Origin of the sequence: Streptomyces polygonati (assembly GCF_042650325.1) — a bacterium.
GTDB lineage: Bacteria > Actinomycetota > Actinomycetes > Streptomycetales > Streptomycetaceae > Actinacidiphila > Actinacidiphila polygonati.
Window position 1 is genome coordinate 17,931 of sequence record NZ_JBHSBB010000012.1, and the last position, 20,059, is coordinate 37,989.

General features: G+C 71.3%; 17 protein-coding genes. 14 read left to right on the top strand and 3 right to left on the bottom strand.

Features of this window, described 5'->3' with window-relative positions:
- Positions 1–205: 205 nt before the first annotated feature.
- Both ACFO3J_RS17365 and ACFO3J_RS17370 read right to left on the bottom strand, forming a co-directional pair.
- A complete protein-coding gene (locus ACFO3J_RS17365) occupies positions 206–1,207 on the bottom strand; it encodes a zinc-binding alcohol dehydrogenase family protein (RefSeq protein ID WP_386430341.1) in 1,002 nt (333 codons plus the stop codon).
- 103 nt (positions 1,208–1,310) lie between these two features.
- Complete coding sequence (locus tag ACFO3J_RS17370; protein WP_386430342.1) at positions 1,311–2,906, bottom strand: phytoene desaturase family protein; 1,596 nt, start codon at positions 2,904–2,906, stop codon at positions 1,311–1,313.
- A 153-nt stretch (positions 2,907–3,059) separates the two neighbouring features.
- Here ACFO3J_RS17370 and ACFO3J_RS17375 point away from each other — a divergent pair, with 153 nt between their 5' ends.
- The 3 genes from ACFO3J_RS17375 to ACFO3J_RS17385 all read left to right on the top strand — a co-directional run bounded on the left by ACFO3J_RS17375 (position 3,060) and on the right by ACFO3J_RS17385 (position 6,337).
- Complete coding sequence (locus ACFO3J_RS17375) at positions 3,060–3,806, top strand: helix-turn-helix domain-containing protein (protein ID WP_386430343.1); 747 nt, start codon at positions 3,060–3,062, stop codon at positions 3,804–3,806.
- A gap of 234 nt (positions 3,807–4,040) precedes the next feature.
- Positions 4,041–4,754, top strand: a complete 714-nt coding sequence (gene uppS, locus ACFO3J_RS17380) for a polyprenyl diphosphate synthase (RefSeq protein WP_386430344.1) — start codon at positions 4,041–4,043, stop codon at positions 4,752–4,754.
- A gap of 104 nt (positions 4,755–4,858) precedes the next feature.
- Positions 4,859–6,337, top strand: coding sequence for an oxygenase MpaB family protein (locus ACFO3J_RS17385; RefSeq protein WP_386430504.1), 1,479 nt, complete (start codon positions 4,859–4,861; stop codon positions 6,335–6,337).
- Positions 6,338–6,376: 39 nt separating this feature from the next.
- Here ACFO3J_RS17385 and ACFO3J_RS17390 read toward each other — a convergent pair whose 3' ends face one another.
- Positions 6,377–6,892, bottom strand: a complete 516-nt coding sequence (locus ACFO3J_RS17390) for a MarR family winged helix-turn-helix transcriptional regulator (RefSeq protein ID WP_386430345.1) — start codon at positions 6,890–6,892, stop codon at positions 6,377–6,379.
- Positions 6,893–6,993: 101 nt separating this feature from the next.
- On the opposite strand from ACFO3J_RS17390, the gene ACFO3J_RS17395 reads away from it, so the two are divergent.
- The 11 genes from ACFO3J_RS17395 to ACFO3J_RS17445 all read left to right on the top strand — a co-directional run bounded on the left by ACFO3J_RS17395 (position 6,994) and on the right by ACFO3J_RS17445 (position 19,985).
- Complete coding sequence (locus ACFO3J_RS17395; RefSeq protein WP_386430346.1) at positions 6,994–7,347, top strand: rhodanese-like domain-containing protein; 354 nt, start codon at positions 6,994–6,996, stop codon at positions 7,345–7,347.
- Between the two features lie 35 nt (positions 7,348–7,382).
- A complete protein-coding gene (locus ACFO3J_RS17400; protein ID WP_386430347.1) occupies positions 7,383–7,961 on the top strand; it encodes a YceI family protein in 579 nt (192 codons plus the stop codon).
- Positions 7,962–8,604: 643 nt separating this feature from the next.
- The gene (locus tag ACFO3J_RS17405; RefSeq protein WP_386430348.1) at positions 8,605–9,801 is read left to right on the top strand and encodes an aminotransferase class I/II-fold pyridoxal phosphate-dependent enzyme; all 1,197 of its coding nucleotides are present in this window, start codon (positions 8,605–8,607) and stop codon (positions 9,799–9,801) included.
- 10 nt (positions 9,802–9,811) lie between these two features.
- The gene (locus ACFO3J_RS17410; protein ID WP_386430349.1) at positions 9,812–10,333 is read left to right on the top strand and encodes a DUF6190 family protein; all 522 of its coding nucleotides are present in this window, start codon (positions 9,812–9,814) and stop codon (positions 10,331–10,333) included.
- Positions 10,318–11,205: a dihydrodipicolinate synthase family protein gene (locus tag ACFO3J_RS17415; protein ID WP_386430350.1), complete on the top strand. Its 888-nt coding sequence runs from the start codon at positions 10,318–10,320 to the stop codon at positions 11,203–11,205. Before ACFO3J_RS17410 ends, ACFO3J_RS17415 begins: the two co-directional genes overlap by 16 nt.
- Positions 11,202–12,032 carry an iron-containing redox enzyme family protein gene (locus ACFO3J_RS17420; protein ID WP_386430351.1) on the top strand — a complete coding sequence of 277 codons (831 nt, stop codon included), beginning with the start codon at positions 11,202–11,204 and terminating at the stop codon, positions 12,030–12,032. The genes ACFO3J_RS17415 and ACFO3J_RS17420 overlap by 4 nt, the downstream gene beginning before the upstream one ends.
- Positions 12,029–12,328 carry a Rieske (2Fe-2S) protein gene (locus ACFO3J_RS17425; RefSeq protein ID WP_386430352.1) on the top strand — a complete coding sequence of 100 codons (300 nt, stop codon included), beginning with the start codon at positions 12,029–12,031 and terminating at the stop codon, positions 12,326–12,328. Before ACFO3J_RS17420 ends, ACFO3J_RS17425 begins: the two co-directional genes overlap by 4 nt.
- Positions 12,325–13,374, top strand: a complete 1,050-nt coding sequence (locus ACFO3J_RS17430; RefSeq protein ID WP_386430353.1) for a methyltransferase domain-containing protein — start codon at positions 12,325–12,327, stop codon at positions 13,372–13,374. Before ACFO3J_RS17425 ends, ACFO3J_RS17430 begins: the two co-directional genes overlap by 4 nt.
- A 104-nt stretch (positions 13,375–13,478) precedes the next feature.
- Entirely contained in the window at positions 13,479–17,306 is a 3,828-nt protein-coding gene (locus tag ACFO3J_RS17435; RefSeq protein ID WP_386430354.1) for a multicopper oxidase domain-containing protein, read from the top strand.
- Between the two features lie 146 nt (positions 17,307–17,452).
- Positions 17,453–18,199: a DsbA family oxidoreductase gene (locus ACFO3J_RS17440; protein ID WP_386430355.1), complete on the top strand. Its 747-nt coding sequence runs from the start codon at positions 17,453–17,455 to the stop codon at positions 18,197–18,199.
- Between the two features lie 160 nt (positions 18,200–18,359).
- Positions 18,360–19,985, top strand: coding sequence for an amidase family protein (locus ACFO3J_RS17445; protein ID WP_386430356.1), 1,626 nt, complete (start codon positions 18,360–18,362; stop codon positions 19,983–19,985).
- Positions 19,986–20,059 lie beyond the last annotated feature (74 nt).

Genomic DNA, 20,059 nt, shown 5'->3' on the forward strand with positions numbered 1-20,059 from the left:
CAATCGGTTGAACCCTGGGGTGCGCATTCCTCGGACGAATCCATGCGTCCGTCACCAGCGTGAAGACGGCGCTGGGGCCTGCGTATCAGTCGAGCCCCTTCTTTCACCGAGCGCCGGACGGATCAGCCGCCGCCCTGGCTCTGCCGCTGTCCTCGTCGGCCGTTGATCGGGATCACTTCCATCGGCCGCCATGAGCCGAAGCCGGTCACCGGGCGACAACGACCTTGCCGGTGACGTGGCCGCCCTCCACCAGACGGTGGGCCTCCCGGATACCGGCGGCGGTGAAGTCGCCGATCGTGGTGCTCACCGTGGTACGGATCCGCTTGTCGTCCACGAGCGCGGCCACCCGTTCCAGCAGCCGCTTCTGCTCGATCATGTCGGCGGTGCCGAACATGGACCGGGTGAACATGAACTCCCAGTGCCAGCTGATGCTCTTGAGCTTCAGCGGCAGGAGTTCCAGTCCCTCGGGCTCGTCGATGGCCGTGATGTGACCGAAGGGCCGCAGGATCTCGGCGTAGTGCTCGATGTTGCCGCGGGTGAAGGGGCTCAGGATGTAGTCGACCCCTTCCGGAGCCGCGGCCCTGGTGGTGGCTTCCAGGTTCCGGTGGTCGACGACGTGGTCCGCGCCGAGGTCACGCAGCCAGGCAACGGATTCCGGGCGCCCGGCGGAGGCCAGCACCTCGACACCGGTCAGTTCCTTGGCGAGTTGCACGGCCATGGAGCCCACTCCGCCGGCCCCGCCCAGGACGAGGAGCCTGCCCGTGGAGGTCTCGCTCAGTGCGAAGTGCTCGAAGAGCGACTCCCATGCCGTGATCGTCGTCAGCGGCAGGGCGGCCGCCTCGGCGAAGCCGAGCCGGGCGGGCTTGCGGCTCACGATCCGCTCGTCCACCGCCTGCAACTCCGCGTTGCTGCCGGCGCGCGTGATGTCACCGGCGTACCAGACCTCGTCTCCGACGGCCAGCGTGGTGACCTCGGGTCCGACAGCCTCCACGACGCCCGCGGCGTCGAATCCCAGGATGCGCGGGGTCGCCGACCGGCCGAGCCCCGCCCTGATCTTGACGTCGGCCGGGTTCACCGACACCGCCCGTACCCGGACCAGTACGTCGCGGGGGCGCAGGTCGGGAACCGGCACTTCCACATCGAGCAGGCTGTTGCCATCGTCGATGGGCAGACCCTGGTAGGAAGCGACGGCTCGCATGACGGTCATCTCGGTGTGCTCCTTCTGATCGCTGGTGCGGTGGACCGGGGGCGGTGATCGGCTTCGTTCCACCATGGTGCGGCCACGTGCCGCGAGCCGGGCAGCCCCGGGATCACGATGCGGGGCTCCCGTCGGTGAGGGCGCGGGCCAGGTTGCGTCCGGAGGCCCCGCTGACGCCCGGGCCCGGCCAGGTGGCCGCCCCGATCTGCCACACGCCCGGGACGGCGGTGCGGTAGCCGCCGCGGTGGGCCGCCATGGGACGCCGGGCGAATGCCTGGACGAGGGAGTTGTCGCCCTGCGCGTGGTCGCCGGGGCCGGCGTTCGGGTTCTGCCGTGCGAGGTCGGCGGGAGAGGTGATGTGGCGTTCCACGACGAGATCGGCGAAGCCGGGGGCGTGAAGTCCTGCCTCGGCGAGGACCCGGTCCGCGAAGGCCTCCCTGGCCGCGGCGTCCCACCCCCGGGTCCCGTGGGAGCTTCCCGCCGCGTCGCCGGACGGGCGCAGCGGCACGTCGAGCACCTGCAACCGGACCACGGCATGCCCCTCGGGCGCACGCGTGCTGTCGACAGCGGTCGGCTCGTGCCAGGAGACCGACGGATACCGCGGCAGCAGACCGGCCTCCGCCTGCCGGACGGACGTCACGAGCGCGTCCACACCGCGCCCGAGGTTGATGGCACCGCCCTGGTCGAGCCGGCTGTCGTTGAAGCGCGGCCGGGCGGACAGGGCGAGGTTGACCTGGAAGCAGCCGCGCCGGTAGCGGTAGGCCTTCGCCTGCGACCGTACCCCCGCGGGGACACCCCCCGCGTTCCTCAGCAGACGGCCGTAGAGGAGGTCGGGCGGGGTCGAGACGACGACCGCCTCGCCGGCGGTCACCGTCGCCCCGTCGGAGGTCCGCACACCGACGGCGTGACCGTCCCGCAGGAGGATCTCGTCCACGTCGACCCCGAGGTGCAGAGTGCCGCCGCGCTCCGCGACCAGAGCGGCCAGAGCCTGTGCGAGCCGGCCGCTTCCTCCCACCGGAGTCGGATTGCCCACCGCGAAGGTGGCCAGCGCGACCGCCGCCCACAGCGCGCTCGCGGGGTCCTCGGGGCCCGCGCCCAGATGCAGCGGCCACGGTGCCGCGAGTGAGCGCAGTTCCTCGGTCCTGAAGTGCTCGGTCACCAGTCCCAGAGCGCTGTCGGTCACAAGGCGGTCGAACGGCACCGGACTCTCCCGGCCGCCGCGGCTCAGCCCGGCGAGCGCCGCCTCCGCCTCGGCGCCGTCCAGACCGCCGCCCAGCAGACCGAACAGGGAGGGCAGATACGGGCCGATCGCGGCGAAGAGTCCGTTCCAGCCGGCCGACTCCCCGAGCCGGTCGAGTTCGGCGGCGAACGCCTCCGGGTCGACCGGGGCGACAGCCGCCCGCCCGTCGGGAAGGGAGGATCCGGTGGCCAGTGGCGCCACCACGTATGCGAGGCCGTGGCGCCGCAGGTCGGGGCCGAGCTCGGCCCAGACCGGACCGCCGACGAGCCCCGGGTGCAGCGCCGACCACCGGTCGTGCAGATAACCGGGAGCGCCCAGCTCCTCTGTCCGTACCCAGCCGCCGGGCTGCGTCATCCCGTCGATCAGGCACACGCTCCGGCCCGCCGCGAGCAGGTAGGCGGCTGCGACCAGGGCGTTGTGGCCCGCCCCCACGAATACGACATCCACTTGTCCGGTAAGATCACTCATATCCCCGGATGCTAGGAGCCTAGGACAGAAGGCCACGAATCGGTGACCGCTCAGCGGACACCCCCGGCGGCTGCCGATCGGCGGCGGGACCGCCGGACACGTTCCGCCCGCCCCGGGACTCCCGGCCCCCGATGGCACGAGGAAGGTGTGCGTGTGGCGGCTTCAGAACCGGCTGACGAGTCCGCGCGATCCGTCATCGGTACCGCTTTCGCGCTGCTGGAGTCCTTGCGCCGCTCGGGTCCGGCCCGGGTGAGCGACCTGCAGCGTGACTGCGCCCTGCCCCGCACCACCGTCCACCGGCTCCTCGGACAGCTGGAGGCGGTCGGAGCCGTGCGACGCGCCGACGGCCGCTGGCATATCGGACCCACCTTGAAGGATCTCGGCTCGGAGGCACGCGCCGAGGTCCGCTTGCGCGAGGCCGCCCGCCGCCCCCTGGTGAATCTCGCCAGAGCCACCGGCGCCCTCGTCGCCATCAGCGTCGAGGCCCCCGGACACGGGCTCGTTCTCGATGTGCTGCCCGGCGCTCGCCCACTCGACCGCGGTGAGCCCCGCCCCGGCATGGTCCTGCGGACGGACGGACGCTCCGCCGGGGGCCTGGACGCCTCCCGGACGGCCTGGGCCCGCGCCCAGCGCCGAGCCCGTCACGGCGACCTGCGCCCCGTGCTCGACATCGGGCAGGTCGACCCCGCCGTCACCTGTGTCGCCGTTCCCCTGCGCCTGTCCTCCCACGACACGGCAGCTGTCTGGGTCATGTTCCCGAGCGGCGGCGGCATCCTGGACACGACGGTCACCGCGACCCGCAGGACCGCGCAGCGAATAGCGGCGGCCCTTGCTGGGGCCGGCCCCCGCACTGACCCCGGCACGTCGGCACTGCCAGCCGCCGGCCCTGATTCGTACTGACTTCCTCCGGGTGAATGTGCGCGGATCGCGACGTGTCCGAGCCGGGCGGCGGGCAACCTGCAAGCCGGGTCCGCCGACGCGGTGCGGCCGCCGACTGGGCGGGCGCCGCGGCGAGGGGCGGTGCGGCGGTTGGCGGGGAGAGTGGGTACGACGGTGGAACCGAACGGCTTTTCCGCGCCGGGGCCGGTCCGTCCGCTTCCGCGTCCCCCGATCGAGGAGGGACGCCGCCGCGGGATGCCGCACCACGTCGCGTGCGTGATGGACGGGAACGGCCGGTGGGCGGCGCGCCGGTCCCTCCCGCGTACGTCGGGGCACCTCGCGGCGGAGACCACGGTGATCGACGTCATCGAGGCCGCGCGGGCGGCCGGGGTGGGCTGGCTGAGCCTGTACGCGTTCTCCACCGAGAACTGGCGACGCCCGGGCGACGAGGTGGACTTCCTCATGCGCCTGGTCCGCCGCGTCGTACGCAAACACGCGCTGCTGCTGCACGCCCGCGGCATCCGCTGCCGCTTCCTCGGGGTGGCGGACCCGCGTATCCCCGCCCCACTGGCCCGGGACTTCGCCGACCTGATGACGCTGACCGAGGCGAACCGGGCGATGACACTGACCGTGGCCTTCGACCACGGCGGACGCCGGGACATCGTCGAGGCGGCCCGTTCCCTCATCCGCAGCGGCGTGCCGGCCGACGCCGTCGACGAGCGGTACTTCGCCGCCCACCTGCCCTTCCCCGACACACCCGACGTGGACCTGGTCATCCGGACCTCCGGCGAGCAGCGCATCTCCAACTTCATGCTCTGGCAGGTGGCCTACGCCGAATGGATCTTCCCGCCGGTGCTCTGGCCCGACTTCCGCGCGGCGCACTTCGTCGAGTGCCTGCAGACCTACCGGCAACGCGAGCGCCGCTTCGGCGGCGTGACACCGCACACGATCGGAGAACCCCACCCGTGACGGATTCCGCCAGCAGTCGCCCCCGGCGCACACGTGAACCGGCCCCCGATCGCGTCGACGGCCGGGCCGCGGACCGCTCTTCCGGTCCGGCCGGCCACCGCGCCATACCGCCGACCGCCGAGGAACAGCCCGAGTCCCTGTTCGGTCGGGACTCGCAGTTCCACCGGTTCTTCAACGATCCGCGCTGGGCGCTGGCGATGGTCAGGGCCACCGTCCTGGAAGCCGCCCACCCGCAGGTCGGCGCCGCGCTGATCGACAACTCCACCTTTGTGGCGCACCCGTGGCGCCGGCTGCACAACACCCTCATCAGCATGCAGCGCATGTTCGGCGACGACGACAGCACGCGGCAGCGGGAGGCCGCACGGCTCAACCGCCTGCACACCCGGCTGAACGGCACCGACGCGCGGAACCGGCCCTACGACGCGATGGACCCGCACGTCCGCGCCTGGGTTGTCGCGACGCTGTTCGAGAGCTCCGTCACCATGTGCCGGCTGAGCGGGCAGCCGCTGGAGCGGACCACGATGGAGCGGCTGTACGCCGAATTCCGTGCGTTCCACGCGGTGCTGGGCGACGACGGCGGACAACTGCCGCCCACCGTTGCTGAGTTCTGGCCGTACTACGACCGCACGGTCGAGGAGGAGCTGGAGGACACCGAGGCGCTGCGCATCATCCTCTACAAGCTCTTCGACCATCTGCCGGCGCCGCCTCTGCTCGACAGCCTGCCCACCATGTGGGCGGCGGGCCGCACCCTCGCCGGGCCCGTCATCGGCGCCATCACCGTGGCGTCCCTGCCCGAGCCCTTCCGCCGGCGGGCGGGTCTGCCCGAGATCCCCGGCGCGCAGACGCTGATGCAGGGTGCCTACATGGCCGCCGGCCTGTCCCGCTTCCTCCCCGACAACTGGCTGCGCACCGAGACCGTCACCGACCTGCTCTTCCGGTCCCCGGACCACTGGGACCGGTCGGACGGCCCGGGCCGTTCGGGCCCCGACGACCCCCGAGCCGCGGCAACCACCGCGCTGCGCGACCGGATGAAGCAGGCCGGCGCCTTGTTCCGGCTGGTCACCTCCTTGCCCGAGCAGCGCGGTCCGGCCGGGGAAACCGCGCCGGAGCGCAGCGCCGACGAGTTCTTCACCGCGGTGCTGGACCAGACCGGCGACGGCTATCTGGACTGGCCCGATCTCGCCGCCATGGCAAGGGAGTTGTGCTCCCGCCTCGATCTGGACGAACCGGCGGAGACCAGGCTGTACGACGCCTGCGCCGCGTGGTGGCGGGAACTCCAGGCGGCTCTGGACATCGACGGCGACGGCCGGATCAGCAAGGACGAGTACGCCGCCGCGGTCCCGTCCCTCGCCGGGCCCGCGCTGATCAGGGTGGCCGGGGTCCTCTTCGACGCCACCGACAAGGACGGCGATCACTTCATCGACGCGGACGAACACCGGGCGCTGTTCCGCACCGGGTTCGGACGCACCGTGACCGCCGCCGACGCCCGGTACTCCCGCAGCGCCTTCGTCGCGGACTTCCTCTCCTTCATGTCGGGCCGCCGCCGCTCCACCGCCTACGATCCGCTGCTCGCCGGGGCGTGACCATCCGCCCGGCGGGACCGACCGCGGGCCCGCGCCGGTTCAGTGGAAGGAGTCGCGCTCTCCGGCGCGGACCGTACGCCGGCCGCTCAGGCCGCCGACGGAATGGGACTTCGCCGCGTACTCGCCCTGCGCCACCTTGAGGAGGACCCGCGCCAGCCCCGCCGCCTCCTCCTCGGTGAGGTAGGCCGAGAAGTGGGCCTCGATACCGCGCAGGTAGGCCGGCGCGGTCGCCGACAGCGCCTCCCGGCCGGCGTCGGTGATGGAGGCCCACACCACCCGCTTGTCGGTGAGGTCGGCCTCCTTGCGGACCAGGCCGCCGCGCACCATGTCGTCCACCAGCCGGCTGACCCGGGTCCTGCTGAGCAGCACGCGATCGGCGACCTCCTGCATCCGCAGGCCGCGCTCACCGCCGGCTTTGAGCTCCAGCAGCACGTCGTACCAGGTCAGAGGGACCCGACCGTGCTGCTGGACATAGCTCTCGACGGCCCGGACAGCCGTGCTGTGGGCCAGCAGCAGTGCTCGCCACGCCTCCGCGCCCAGATCACCTTCGCTCATCACAGCAGTGTACCGAGGAGTTGTGTGCGGACGCACATACTTGTTAATGTGTGTGCGTACGCACTGAAATCTGCGAGATCCGCCGAAGGAAAGGCACCCGCATGGTTCGCCCGATCGATCGCGAAGACGTCAAGAAGCGCATCGACGCCGGCTCGGCCGTCGTCCTGGAGGCGCTGCCCCCCTCGTACTACGAGGAGGGCCACCTACCCGGCGCGCTCAACATGCCGCTCGACGACATCGACACCCTCGCCCCCGGCCTGCTGCCGGACAAGCAGACCGAGGTCATCGTGTACTGCTCCGACGGTCCGTGCGCCAACTCCGGCATCGCGGCCAAGCGCCTGGAGGAGCTGGGGTACACCAACGTCGCCGAGTACGCGCTGGGCAAGAAGGACTGGATCGAGGGCGGCCTGCCGACCGTGAGCACCAGCATCACCACGCAGCCCACCGTGGCGTGACCGAATCAGCCGAAGTCGAACAGGAGCAGCCAATCATGACCACGTCCCCCACTTCCGCCACTCGTGAACTCAACGGTGTGGTGCTTCCCGCCACCGGTGCCTGGAAGGTCGACCCCGGTCACGCCGAGGTGGGCTTCGTCGGGCGTCACTTCATGCTGACCAAGGTCCGCGGACGCTTCACCGACGTCGACGCCACCGTGGAGATCGGCGAACGGCCCGAGGACAGCCGCGTCACGGCGGTCATCAACCTGGCCAGCGTCGAGAGCGGCGACCGCACCCGCGACGACCACCTGCGCTCGGGCGACTTCTTCGACGTCGAGAAGCACCCCACGGCCACCTTCACCTCCACCTCGGTGAGCTGGGACGGAACCGCCGGAACGCTGGTCGGCGATCTGACCATCAAGGAGGTGACGCGTTCGGTGACCCTCGCGGTCGAGTACCTGGGGTACGCGCGTGACCCGTGGGACAACGACCGTACGGTGTTCTCCGCCCGCGGCAAGGTCAACCGCGAGGACTGGGGCCTGACCTGGAACATGCCGCTGCCGACCGGCGGCCTGCTGGTCTCGAAGGAGATCGAGCTGTCGCTGGAGATCGAGGCCATCCGGCAGGCATAAGGGCCGCGGGCCCGCGCGCCGAGCGTGTCCGGCGCGCGGGAGGCGTTTCCCATGCTGAGGCGGGAGCGGATGCTCCCGCCACTTCGGCATGTACTTTTCCGGCCGAATACCTGATGCCTGAGCGCGTCATTCCGCATTCGTTTTCCTTGATCATATCCGCCGGGGAATCCAGGAGGTAAACGCAGGAAGTTTTTGTTTGCTTGTCGCCGGAAGGTTCGCGGTGTAGCTTGGCTCTGCGTTTCGGACTCTGTCTGTCTTCACGGGGGAAGAGGAATCATGGGTTCCTGCGGCAGTAGATCACGTCCGCTTTCGGGAAGCGGTGCACGAGAGGCAGCGCCTCACCATCAGGAATCCGGCGTGCGACGACCGCCGGCGAAATTCCAGCAGCGGGCCGTTGGGCCGGCCCGCCGCGCCGAGGCGAGTGCCCCGTACGGCTGCCCGCTTCACGGGTAATCCCCTCTTCACCCGTCCTCCCCCGCGCCCCAGTACCGCCCCGGGACAGCCGGGCGGGCCCGGCGGAGTCGACGAGCAGTGGGCGGGACGCGGCGTACTCGCCGTTCGGCCCGGAAATCCCGCACGGCTCCAGCAATCACCCACGGCTTCAGGAAGCCGTAGGTGAACGTTCACAGAAAATGGAGAAGTCATGAGCCGCGACACCACCAGGACCAAAAGCACCGGCCGGCTGGAAGAGGATTCGCTGATCGATCTGACCCAGCACGAGATCCAGGCGCTGCGCACGCGCTTCAACCTGGCCGACGCCCACACCCATCAGCGGCAGTCCGCCAGCCAGGACAGGATCGTCCTCAGTCTCCCCGACCTGTGGCACGAGGCCGAGGAAGGTCTGCAGGTCACGTACGAGGAGCGTTTCGTGGACGCCTTCTTCCGCCTGCACAAACAGCCCACGGCGCGGTCGATGAAGAAGACCATGCTCTCCTACGCGGCGTCCATCTCCACCATGGTCGTCGGCATGTTCCTCAAGCAGCAGCGGATGGCCGTCACACTGCTGGAGCCGTGCTTCGACAATCTCCACGACGTCCTGATCAACATGGGGGTCCCGCTCTACCCGGTCAATGAGTCCGCGCTCTACGACCCCGACAGAATCTACGCGGAACTCAAGCGCCAGGTCCGCACCGAAGTGCTCTTCCTGGTCGAACCCAACAATCCGACCGGTTTCAGTCTGCTCAAGTTCGGCCGAAAAGGACTTGAGGAAGTGGTCCGGTTCTGCAAGGACCACAACAAGCTGCTGGTGATCGATTTCTGCTTCGCGTCCTTCACGCTGTTCGACCCGGCGGTCGAGCGTTTCGACGTGTATGAATTACTGGAAAGCTCGGGCGTCTCCTACATGGCGATCGAGGACACCGGGAAGACCTGGCCGGTGCAGGACGCCAAAGCCGCGATGCTCACGGTCAGCGACGACATTCACTCGTCGGTCTACGACCTGCACACGAGTGTCCTGCTCAACGTCTCGCCCTTTGTTCTGAACATGCTCACCCAGTACATCGAGGACTCCATCGAGGACGAACTGTTCTCGGTGCGCGAGGTGCTGCGGGTGAATCACGAACTGATTCGCCGGACGCTGGAGGGCTCGATTCTGGAGTACCAGAAGCCCGATGTGAACGTCAGCGTGGCCTGGTTCAAGGTGAACCATCCGGAGCTCTCCGCCAGCGACCTCCACCGCGATCTGACCGAACAGGGCCTGTATCTGCTGCCCGGCCGGTACTTCTTCTGGAGCCAGCCGAGCCGGGGCGAGTCGTATCTGCGCATGGCGCTGGCCCGCGACCCGCAGATGTTCTCCGAAGCGCTGGAGCAGCTCAGCACCTCGCTCAAGCGTTATGCCTGAGGGCGCCGCGGTGACGTCCGACGCCGTGCATGTGGACGCCACGCTGTTCCTCGGTATGAACAGCACCGACGAAGCCGTCCGGGTCGCCTGCAAGTCCTTCTTCGCGTCCCGGCTGGACGGCCGGGTGACGATGAGCCTGGAGCAGGTCGGCCGGTGCGACGACGTGGTGTGGCGCTTCCCGCGCGCGGTGCAGGACGCCTACTACCCGTTCATGGACAACCTGCACACCGACATGCGCATCGAGCGGCTCGGCTACGGCCGGGCGGACCTGGACGCGGCCCGGGACACTCCCGGTCTGGAGGCGCTGCCGGCGCACGAGCGGCTGCTGGCCGGCATGGTGCTGGCCCGGAAGGGGATCCTGTACACCGCCAGCCCGCGGCTGCTCGCGCTCGGCGAGCTGCCCGTACTGCCGCCGGGCGGAGGCGCGGAGGCCGCCTTCCCTGCGCCGCTGGAGGAGATGTACCGCACCTCGCTGGCACTGCGCGTCACGCCCGCGCGATTGTGGGGGGAGGACCCGTGTACGCAGGACTGACCGCGGCCCTGGTGACGCCCCTCACCGCGCACGGCGGGGTGTCGGGGGCGGACGTGTCCCGCCTGGTGGGCATCGTCCGCCCGCATGTCGACGCGCTGCTGGCCACGCTGAGCACCGGGGAGGGCTGGGCGCTGACCCGCCGTCAGTGGACCGCGATGGTGTCCCACACCGTCCGGCAGGCCGGCCGGACCCCGGTGTGGGCCGGTCTGCTGTGGCCGCACACCGCCCAGGTCGCGGAACTGGCCCGGGAGGCCGCCGGGCTCGGCGCCCGGGCGGTGGCGGTGGCCACTCCGTTCGGGCGGCAGGTGTCCCAGGAACAGATGTACCGGCACTACCGGGTCGTGAGCGCGGCGTCCCGGCTGCCCGTGATCGTGTACGTGGAGTCGGCCGTCTCCGGCAACACCCTGGAACTCGGCACCCTGCTGAGGATCTGCGCCCTGCCGGGGGTCGCCGCGGTCAAGGACTCCGGCGGCTCCCCCGGGTTCACCCGGGCGCTGATCGCGGCGCGCCCGGGCCTGCCGGTGCTCCAGGGCCTGGAGGAACGGGTCCATGACCGGCCGGGCACCGACGGCTGGGTCATGGCGCTGGCCAATGTCGAACCCGCCCTGTGCGCCGAGGTGTTCGCCGGCCGCGCGGACGCGGCGCGGTCGGCGGCCGGTGCCGCGCTGCTGCGCGAGGCGTGCGAACGCCACGGGCTGGCCCGGGACGACTGGTATCGCACCGTCAAGGCGGAACTGCACCGGCGCGGTGTGATCAGCACCGACGTGACGGCCGCGCGCGACACCGCCGAGGCAGCCGCGGCGGCGGACAGGATCGCCGTCCCGGCCGCGTCGTCCGGGCCGGCCAGGACAGAAGAAAGGAGCCCGGTATGACGACCACACCGGCGGACAGCGATCTGAAGCGGCTGTTCGTCTACAACCGCTCGGTGCCCGACCTGGAGACCTTCACCCGGATCACCGCCATCGAGCACGACTGGATCGAGCCCCTGATCGCCGGCCTGGCCGAGCGGACGGCGCCGGTGGCCTCCCGCGCCGCATGGGTCGAGCGGCTGGCCGGTCTGCTGGCGGCCGAGCGCGAGCCGTCCCCGGCCGGCCGCTATCTCGCGGAGAAGGCCACCCGGGAGGAGTTCGCCCTGGTGGTCCGGGAGTTCGGACTGGACGGGCTGACCGAGGCGCAGAACTTCTTCCCCGCCGTCCCGCGGCTGCCGATCCGCTCCCAGATGGCCGTGATGCGGGTGCTGATCGACGAGTTCGGCTGCGGCAACCTCCAGCAGGCGCACTCGCAGCTCTATCTCAATCTGCTGGGCGAGCTGGGCCTGCCCCGGACGGTGGACGACCTCCTCGACCTCACCAGCGACGAGACCTTCGCCTTCCTGGATGTCTTCTTCTGGCTGACCCAGCGCGCCCCGCACATCGAGTACTTCCTCGGCGCGCTGGCCTACCTGGAGGCGAGCATCCCGGCGGCCTTCACCGTGCAGGCACGCGCCTGCGAGCGCCTGGGCATCGAGAACGGCCGCTACTACACCGAGCATCTGCACATCGACCTCTTCCACATGGAGGAGATGCAGGTGGCCATCAGGGAGTACGAAGCGGTGCACCCGCTGGACGCCACCAAGCTCTGGATCGGGGCGACACTGCTGTCGGAACTGCTCGGCACCGCCTTCGACTCGGCGGTCGAGCGGGCCCGGGAGGCGGCGTGAGCGGCCCGGGGCCCGGCACCGGGCAGCCGCACGAGGCAGTGGTCGAAGCACTGCCGCAGGAGTGGATCCGGGTCACCGTCGGCGACCGCAGCTTCGAGCTCGCGGCGGCCTGCCCGCACCGCAAGGGGCGCCTGGTGCACGGCTTCGTCAACACCCGCACCCTGCGCATCACCTGTCCATTGCACCGGTCGTCGTTCGACCTGGCCACCGGCCTGCCCCGGTCCGGACCGAGCTGCGGGCCGGTGCCGACCCGGCCCTGCGCGCAGCCGGACGGCGGGAGAGGGGAACCCGAGTGAACCAGGCCGGTGCCACCCGCGCCTACACCCGTGAACAGGTCTGGCTGCCGGCCTCCGAGGGACTGCTCGACTGGGGCGAGGACTTCCACGACCTGATGCTCGGCGACGAACTGCGGATGAAGGCCTTCCACGCCGCCGTGCGCGAAGCGGTACAACCGGGCTCGGTCGTACTCGACCTCGGCACCGGGACAGGCATCCTCGCCCAGTGGGCGCTGGAGGCCGGCGCCGCCCGGGTCTACGGCATCGATCTCAACGAGGCGGTGCTGGACACCGCCCGCCGCCGGATCGCGGCGGCCGGCCACGCGGACCGCTTCCACCCGCTGGCCGGGCTGTCGTTCGACCTGGAACTGCCCGAGCGGGTCGACCTGGTGATCTCCGAGATCATGGGCAACCTCGCCGACAACGAGAACTTCGGCGCCATCCTGGCCGACGCCGGGCGCCGCTTCCTGGCCGAGGGCGGGGCGATGCTGCCCTCCCGGGTGGAGAGCTATCTCGTCCCGGTCTCGGCGCCGCACGCCCACGCCCAGATCCGCGACGGCGCGCCGCACGACGCGGGCGGCCGGGAGCGGTTCGCCGGCCTGCTGCGCGGGCGCGGCGCGCCCAGCCCGTTCGACCTGTACTACGACGCCGTCCTGCCGCTGTCCGGCTATCTGGCGGCGCCGCGGGTGGCCCGGGTCTACGACTTCGGACAGCTGTCGGGAGAGGGCGACGGCAACTACCGCGTACCGCTGGTGTGGACCGCGCGACGCGACGATGTGCTGACCGGCTTCAAGGGATATTTCACCGCCACCCTCTCGCCGACCGTCGCACTGGACATCTCCGCGGACGACATCGAGGGGCGCACCACGTCCGACAGCTGGAAGCACTGCTACCTGCCGGTCCGCGATCCGGTTCCGGTCCACCGGGGCGACCGGGTGGCACTGCTGTTCAGCCGCACCGCCCCGGACCCGGCGGACGGCGCGTTCCGCCAGGTCTACCGCTGGCAGGGCCGGGTCGTGTCGTCAACGGGCACCGTCACCGGCCGCTTCGACCACAGCACCGGCTGACGCCGGCCGGCGTCCGCGGCAGAACATCCGCGCCGGGACAGCCGTCCCGGAACCATCCGACCACCACCACGCACACCGTGATCAGCAACGGGGGAACACCGCACATGACCACCTCTTCACCGCCGTTCGACGCGCCGTCCGACCCGTCGCCGCAGCCGTCGCCGCAGCCGTCGGCGGCCGCGTACGCGACCGGATCGGTGCGTGCCGGCACCGACGGCCGGCCGGTCCGCAGTTACGACGTCGTCGCCCTCGCCGTACCCATCGCCTACAACCGCTTCGGCGACCACGACGTCAACGGAGCCCTCTACACGCTCGCCGAGGACGCCGCCGAGCTCCGGGCGGTGGCGGCCTCCTGGCCCTCGCCGTTCCCCGACTACCTGACCGATCCCGACGACGTCCCCGGCCCGCACCCACTGGCCCGCCCGCTGGTGCTGCGGGCCCGGCGCGGCGAGCGGCTGCGGGTGCGGCTGTCCAACGAGTTGTCCCGTCCCACCGGAATCACCGTGCAGGGGGTCCGGTACGACGCCCGCACCCAGGACGGCACCGCGGTGGGACGCAACCCGGACAGCGCGGTGCCGGCCGGCGGGCACCGCGAGTACGTGTGGGACTGCGAGCACGAAGGCGTCTTCCACTTCGGCGACATGGCCGACCCGCGCGGCGAGGGCGCGCAGTCGCACGGCCTCATCGGCGCCCTGGTGGTGGAGGCGCCGGAGGCCACCTGGACCGACCCGGAGACCGGCAGCCCACTGGCGTCCGGCCTTTACGCGGACATCCACCTGCCGGACCGCAGTTTCCGAGAGTTCGTCATCTTCATGATGGAGTACCCCAGCAACGACAATCCGGCCGACGTGGCGGGCGCGATGGCCGGCATGCCGGGGATGCCCGGCATGCCGATGGTGATGCCCGCGATCACCGCCCGCACCCCCTCGCCGGCCGGCCGGGCCGCGGGCCCCTCCGGCGCCGACACGATGGCCGACCTCACCCCGCCGAACAACGCGATGCTGCCGGTGAACCTGCGCATCGAGCCGATGGAATGGCGGATGTACGCCTACCAGCAGATGCTGGCCGACGGACGGCTCGACCCGGTCGCGGACAAGCAGACCGGCGAGGAGATGCACCACAGCTCCTGGATGTTCGGCGACCCGGCCACCCCGGTCCTGCGCGGCTACGCCGGCGACCCCGCTGTCATCCGGCTGGTGCACGGCGGGATGCGGGACACCCATGTCTTCCACACCCACCTGCACCAGTGGCGCGTCAACCCCGGCGACGCCGCGTCGCCGATCGTCGACTCGGTCAGCATCAGCCCGCAGGAGGGCCTGACCCTGGAGCTGATCGGCGGGCTGGGCTCCCGCCAGGCGGCGGCCGGCGACTCCATCTGGCACTGCCATATGTACGTGCATTTCCACATGGGGATGTGGGGCCTGTTCCGGATGTTCGACACCCGCCAGGACGGCACCGGCCGCTACCCGGACGGCACGGCGATAGCGGCCCTCGCGCCCCTGCCGGACCGCGCGCCCCCGCCCGCCCCCACCGCCGAGCGGCCCGGCTTCCCCGGTTTCATCAAGGACTCGGCCAGTTACCCGCAGAAGTCGCCCCGGCCGCCGCGTACCCCGCACCAGCCGGCGGGCATGGGGCGACCGCCCACCGAGCTGGAAGCGGCGGCCTTCTGCGAGGATCCGCAGCCGGGCGAGGCGTTCACCAAGATCGGTCCGGCCGGCGCGCCGGTGCGGCGCTACCATCTCGTCGTCACCACCGGCACCGTCTACTACCACGGCGACCCCGCCGCCGAGCACGCCATGACGTGGCACGACCACCGCGGCCACTTCTTCGTGCTGGCCGAGGAGATCGAGGAGGCCGGCGGCCTCGACGAGTTCCGCCGGCAGCTGGCGGCCGGTGAGCGCACGGTCGAACCGCTGGTGATCCGGGCCCGCAAGGGCGAGATCGTGGAGCTCACCTTGACCAATGAGCTGCCGACCGGGGTCCAGGCCGAGACCGCGTTCGACCCGGAACTGCCCTTCCAGCCCGAGGCCGGCCTGCACACCCACCTGGTCAAGTACGACCCGCTGATCTCGGACGGCTCCAGCATCGGCTGGAACTACATCTCCGGCACCACCACCGCCGATCTGGGCCCGGACGGGGAGCCGTACCGCTCCTGGACCTACCGCTGGTATGTGGACGAGGAGTTCGGCACCGTCTTCTTCCACGATCATCTGCTGGCCAACTACCGTCAGCGGCACGGTCTGTTCGGCGCGCTCGTCGCCGAGGCGGCCGACGCGGAATGGCTGGACCCCGCCGACGGCAGCACCCCGCTGCGGCGCGGCACCCGGGCGGTGATCAGGCGCCCGGGCGGCGAGCAGCTGCGCGAATACGTCCTGGCGCTCGGCGACTTCGTACCGCTGGTGGAGCACTCGGCAGACGGGCAGGGAACCGCGATCAATCCGCCGCCGGTGCCCGGCGGGCCCGACGACCAGGGCGTCTTCGGCGTCAACTACCGGTGCGAGCCGCTGTCGGAGCGCGGCGGCGACCCCGCCGACTGGTTCTCCAGCGCCGTACACGACGACCCGGGCACACCGGTGCTGCGCGGCTACCCCGGCGAACGGATCCGGCTGCACGTGCTGCAGGGCTCCCACGACCTCCAGCACAGTTTCACCACCAACGGACTGCGCTGGCGGGAGTGGCCGGGCCGTTCCGACACCCCGTGGCGCAACCAGCACACGTTGGGCATCTCCAATGTCGCCCGTCTCGACCTCGATCCGCGGCAGGCGCCCGGCGACCACCTGTGGTCCTTCGGCGCCACCGACGACCTGTGGCTGGGCGCCTGGGGCCTGGTGCGGCTGCACGACGGCGTACGGGCCGACCTGCCCCCGCTGCCGGACGCCGTGATCGGCGCACGGCAGTGGCTGCCGGCCAAGCGCCGGGTGCGCCGCTACACCGTCCGGGCCCGGGCGCGGGACATCTTCTACAGCGACAAGCGGGTCGATCCGTACGGGCTGGTGTACGAGGTGGACGGGCAGCCGGCCGGCGGTCCGCTGGTGCTCAGGTGCCGGGCCGGCGAATGGGTCGAGGTCACCCTGATCAACGAACTGGAGGGCCCGCCGCCGCCCAGCGCGTACGACCCGTCCCTGCTGGCCAAGGACGACCCGGGCTCGCGTACCGTCTCCGGCCGGGTCTCGCTGCACCCCACCGGACTGCGCTACGACGTCGTCACCGAGGACGGCGCCGCCGTCGGGCGCAACGAGGACGGCACGGTCAAGCCGGGAGGGGCGCGCACGTATTCCTGGTACGCGGACGAGCCGGGCGTGGTGCTGCTGCGGGACCACGCCGATGTGGTGACCCATATGCGCCGCGGCCTGGTCGGCGCGCTGGTGGTCGAGGAAGCCGACGCCACACCGACGGATCCGGTGACCGGCGAGGAGCGCTGGACCGGGGAGCAGGTGCTGGTCCGCGGCCGCGACCGCGAACCGGTCAGGGAACTGGTGCTGATCCCGCAGGACGGGCTGCGGCTCTACCACGACGGTGATCTGACCCAGCCGGTGAGCAACCTGCTCTCCGACAGCAGGGACGACGACGGCCAGAAGGCGTACAACTACCGGACGGCCGCCCTGCACCCGCTGCGGCCCTCGCTGGCCGGCCCGCCGCCGGGCACACCGCTGCTGCGCGCCCGGCGCGGTGAGCAGGTGGTGATCCACCTCGCGGTCGGCGGGGCGCGCAGCCGCAACCAGATCTTCACCGTGCACGGCCAGGTCTGGGACGCCTCCGAGACGGGCCGGGGGCCGTGGGTGTCCACCATCGGCGCCCTCGCCGCGAGTTCCACCCGGACGGTCCGCTTCCGGGCGGACCGCCCCGGGGACTACGCCTATCGCACCGGAAATCTGCACTGGGGCGTCAGCGAGGGCTGGTGGGGACTGATCAGGGTCGAGGACGCCACCTGACCCGGTGTCCCGCGCGGCGGCGCCCGTGGTCCCCGACCACGGGCGCCGCCGCGCGCGGACCGCATGCCGAGAACGACACTGCCGACACTGCCAAGACAACCGAGACGGCCGAGACGGCCGAGACGGCCGAGACAAGGGCGGACACCATGACCACTGGACAGAACCCAGCCGCGCGGAACGGCGTCCGCGACACCCGGCTGCCGCGGACCCCGGACACCATCGCGGTCTTCACCGATCTGAACTGCTCCTTCGCCCATGTCGCCGTCCACCGGCTGCACGAGACCCGGCGGCGGCTCGGCCTCGACGGCCGGATCTGGTTCGACCTGCGGGCCTTCCCGCTCGAACTGTTCAACGAGGAGGTCAACGCCCGCCCCGGGGTGGACTCGGAGATCGCGGTGCTCGGCGCGCTGGAGCCGGAAGCGGGCTGGCGGCTGTGGCAGGGGCCGGACTGGACGTATCCCGTCACGACCCTGCCCGCGCTGGAGGCCGTCCAGGCCGCGAAGGAGCAGAGCTGGCAGGCCAGCGAGCAGCTCGACCGGGCCCTGCGCCGGGCCTTCTGGGCCGAGGGCCGGTGCATCTCCATGCGGCACGTCATCCTCGACACGGCCCGCTCCACCGGGGTGGTGGACGTGGACGCGCTCGCCCGGGCGCTGGACCACGGCACCGCCCGGGCCGCAGTGACCGCCCAGCACCGCGCGGCCGCCGGCGGCCGGGTCAACTGCAGCCCGCACGTCTTCCTGTACGACGGCACGGACAGCGCCAATCCCGGCGTCACGGCCCGCTGGGTCAACGGCGCTTTCGGTGTCGGCTACCCGGTGATCGACGCGGACCGCCCGGCCGTCTACGAGGAGCTGCTGACCAGAGCGGCCGCCCTGCTGGACGACGCGCGCTGAGCCCGGGGCCTGAGCCCCGGGCGTCGCTACCGGCAGGTCGCGGCGCGAAACGCAGAAAACCCCGACGGGAAACGGCGCCGATACGAATCAGGGCTTCCATGGCGGCAGTTGAGTTTTGGATCCAATCGCTGAGGAGCCTGAAATCGACAAGAACGAGTCCGTGCGGTCCGAGCCCTCCCGCCGCCTGGTCCTGGCGGGCGCCCTTCCGGCCGCCGCTGGTGCCCTGGGAGTCGTAGGCCTCACAGTCGGCCCCGCCTCGGCCGCCACCAAGTCCCCGTCCCCGGTGTCGAAGGCGAAGTCGAAGTCGAAGTTCCCCGCCGACCTCGAGAGCGCGACGGTCGCCGAGCTGGCCGGGCTGCTCGACTCGGGCCGGATCACCAGTGTCCAGCTCACCTGGGAGTACCTGCGGCGCATCGAGGCCCTCGATGTCCAGGGACCCGGCCTCAACACCGTCCGGAGCCTCAACCCCAACGCCCTGAAGGAGGCCGGGGAGGCCGACGCCCGGCGCCGACGGAACCGGCACAACAGCCCGCTCCTGGGCATCCCCGTACTGCTCAAGGACAACATCGACGCCGTGGGCATGCCCACCACGGCCGGATCAGTGGCGCTGAAGGACTCCCACCCCGACAAGGACGCCCCGCTCGTCGCGCTGCTCCGCTCCGCCGGTGCGGTCATCCTGGGCAAGGCCAACCTCACCGAGTTCGCCAACTACCTCACCAACGGGATGCCCGGCGGCTACAGCTCGCTCGGCGGACAGGTGCTCAACGTCTACGACGTCAGCCAGACGCCGAGCGGCTCCAGCGCCGGCCCCGGCGCCGCCGCCTCGGTCGGACTGGCGACCCTCACCATCGGCACCGAGACCTCCGGCTCGATCCTGAGCCCCGCCGCCGCCAACTCCGACGTCGGAGTCAAGCCGACCGTCGGCCTGATCAGCCGGACCGGGATCGTGCCCATCGCGGCCAGCCAGGACACCGCCGGACCGCTGGTCCGCACCGTCGCGGACGCCGCGGCCCTGCTCACCGTCATCACCGGCGAGGACCAGGAGGACCCGGCGACCGCGGCCAACCCACTGGTCGGGCACGAGTTCGCCAGGGATCTGTCCACAACCGCCCTCCGGGGGGCGAGGATCGGCGTGGTCGCCAGCCAGGTCCCCGCGGCGGGCACCGACAACCGCACGCTGTGGGACGCGGCCCTCGCCGTGCTCACCGCGCGCGGCGCCACTCTGGTCGGCGTCACGCTGAGCACTTCCAGCGGCATCCCCGGCGGCTCCTCGGTGCTGAGCTACGAATTCAAGCGGGACCTCAACACCTATCTCGCGCGACTGCCCAGGAACGCCCCGGCCAAGACGCTCGCGGACATCGTCGCCTACAACAACGCGCACAGCGCGCGAGCGCTCAAGTTCGGTCAGGTCCTCGCCACCGCCTCGCAGGCCATGGATCTCAGCCCCGGCAGCGCCGACACCGCGAAGTACCTCGCCGATCGGGCGCAGGACCTCATGGACAGCAAGGACCGTATCGACGCGCTGATGGCCGATCAGAACCTGACCGCCCTGCTCTTCGCGAACAGCGGAAGCGCCGGCATCGGGGCCAAGGCCGGCTACCCCTCGGTCAGCGTTCCGGCCGGCTACCAGGCATCCAACCGCCGCCCGTTCAACATCGCCTTCCTGGGCAAGGCGTGGAGCGAACCCGTGCTCCTGGGGTACGCGTACGACTACGAGCAGGCGTCCCAGCTGCGGCGCCCGCCGTCGGCCCTCAATCCCAGCCTGTTCGACAACGTGGCGCTCTGAGGCTCTTATCGCCGACGCGGGCATCCGGCTGGGACCACCAACCCGTCGGCGGCGGCCGGCCCGGATTCTTCCGG

Coding starts and splice junctions, on each gene's coding strand:
- ACFO3J_RS17365 (WP_386430341.1), bottom strand. CDS start 1,207: ATGACCGTCATGCGAGCCGTCGCTTCCTACCAGGGTCTGCCCATCGAC.
- ACFO3J_RS17370 (WP_386430342.1), bottom strand. CDS start 2,906: ATGAGTGATCTTACCGGACAAGTGGATGTCGTATTCGTGGGGGCGGGC.
- uppS (WP_386430344.1), top strand. CDS start 4,041: ATGCCGCACCACGTCGCGTGCGTGATGGACGGGAACGGCCGGTGGGCG.
- ACFO3J_RS17390 (WP_386430345.1), bottom strand. CDS start 6,892: ATGAGCGAAGGTGATCTGGGCGCGGAGGCGTGGCGAGCACTGCTGCTG.
- ACFO3J_RS17395 (WP_386430346.1), top strand. CDS start 6,994: ATGGTTCGCCCGATCGATCGCGAAGACGTCAAGAAGCGCATCGACGCC.
- ACFO3J_RS17400 (WP_386430347.1), top strand. CDS start 7,383: ATGACCACGTCCCCCACTTCCGCCACTCGTGAACTCAACGGTGTGGTG.
- ACFO3J_RS17405 (WP_386430348.1), top strand. CDS start 8,605: ATGAGCCGCGACACCACCAGGACCAAAAGCACCGGCCGGCTGGAAGAG.
- ACFO3J_RS17420 (WP_386430351.1), top strand. CDS start 11,202: ATGACGACCACACCGGCGGACAGCGATCTGAAGCGGCTGTTCGTCTAC.
- ACFO3J_RS17435 (WP_386430354.1), top strand. CDS start 13,479: ATGACCACCTCTTCACCGCCGTTCGACGCGCCGTCCGACCCGTCGCCG.
- ACFO3J_RS17440 (WP_386430355.1), top strand. CDS start 17,453: ATGACCACTGGACAGAACCCAGCCGCGCGGAACGGCGTCCGCGACACC.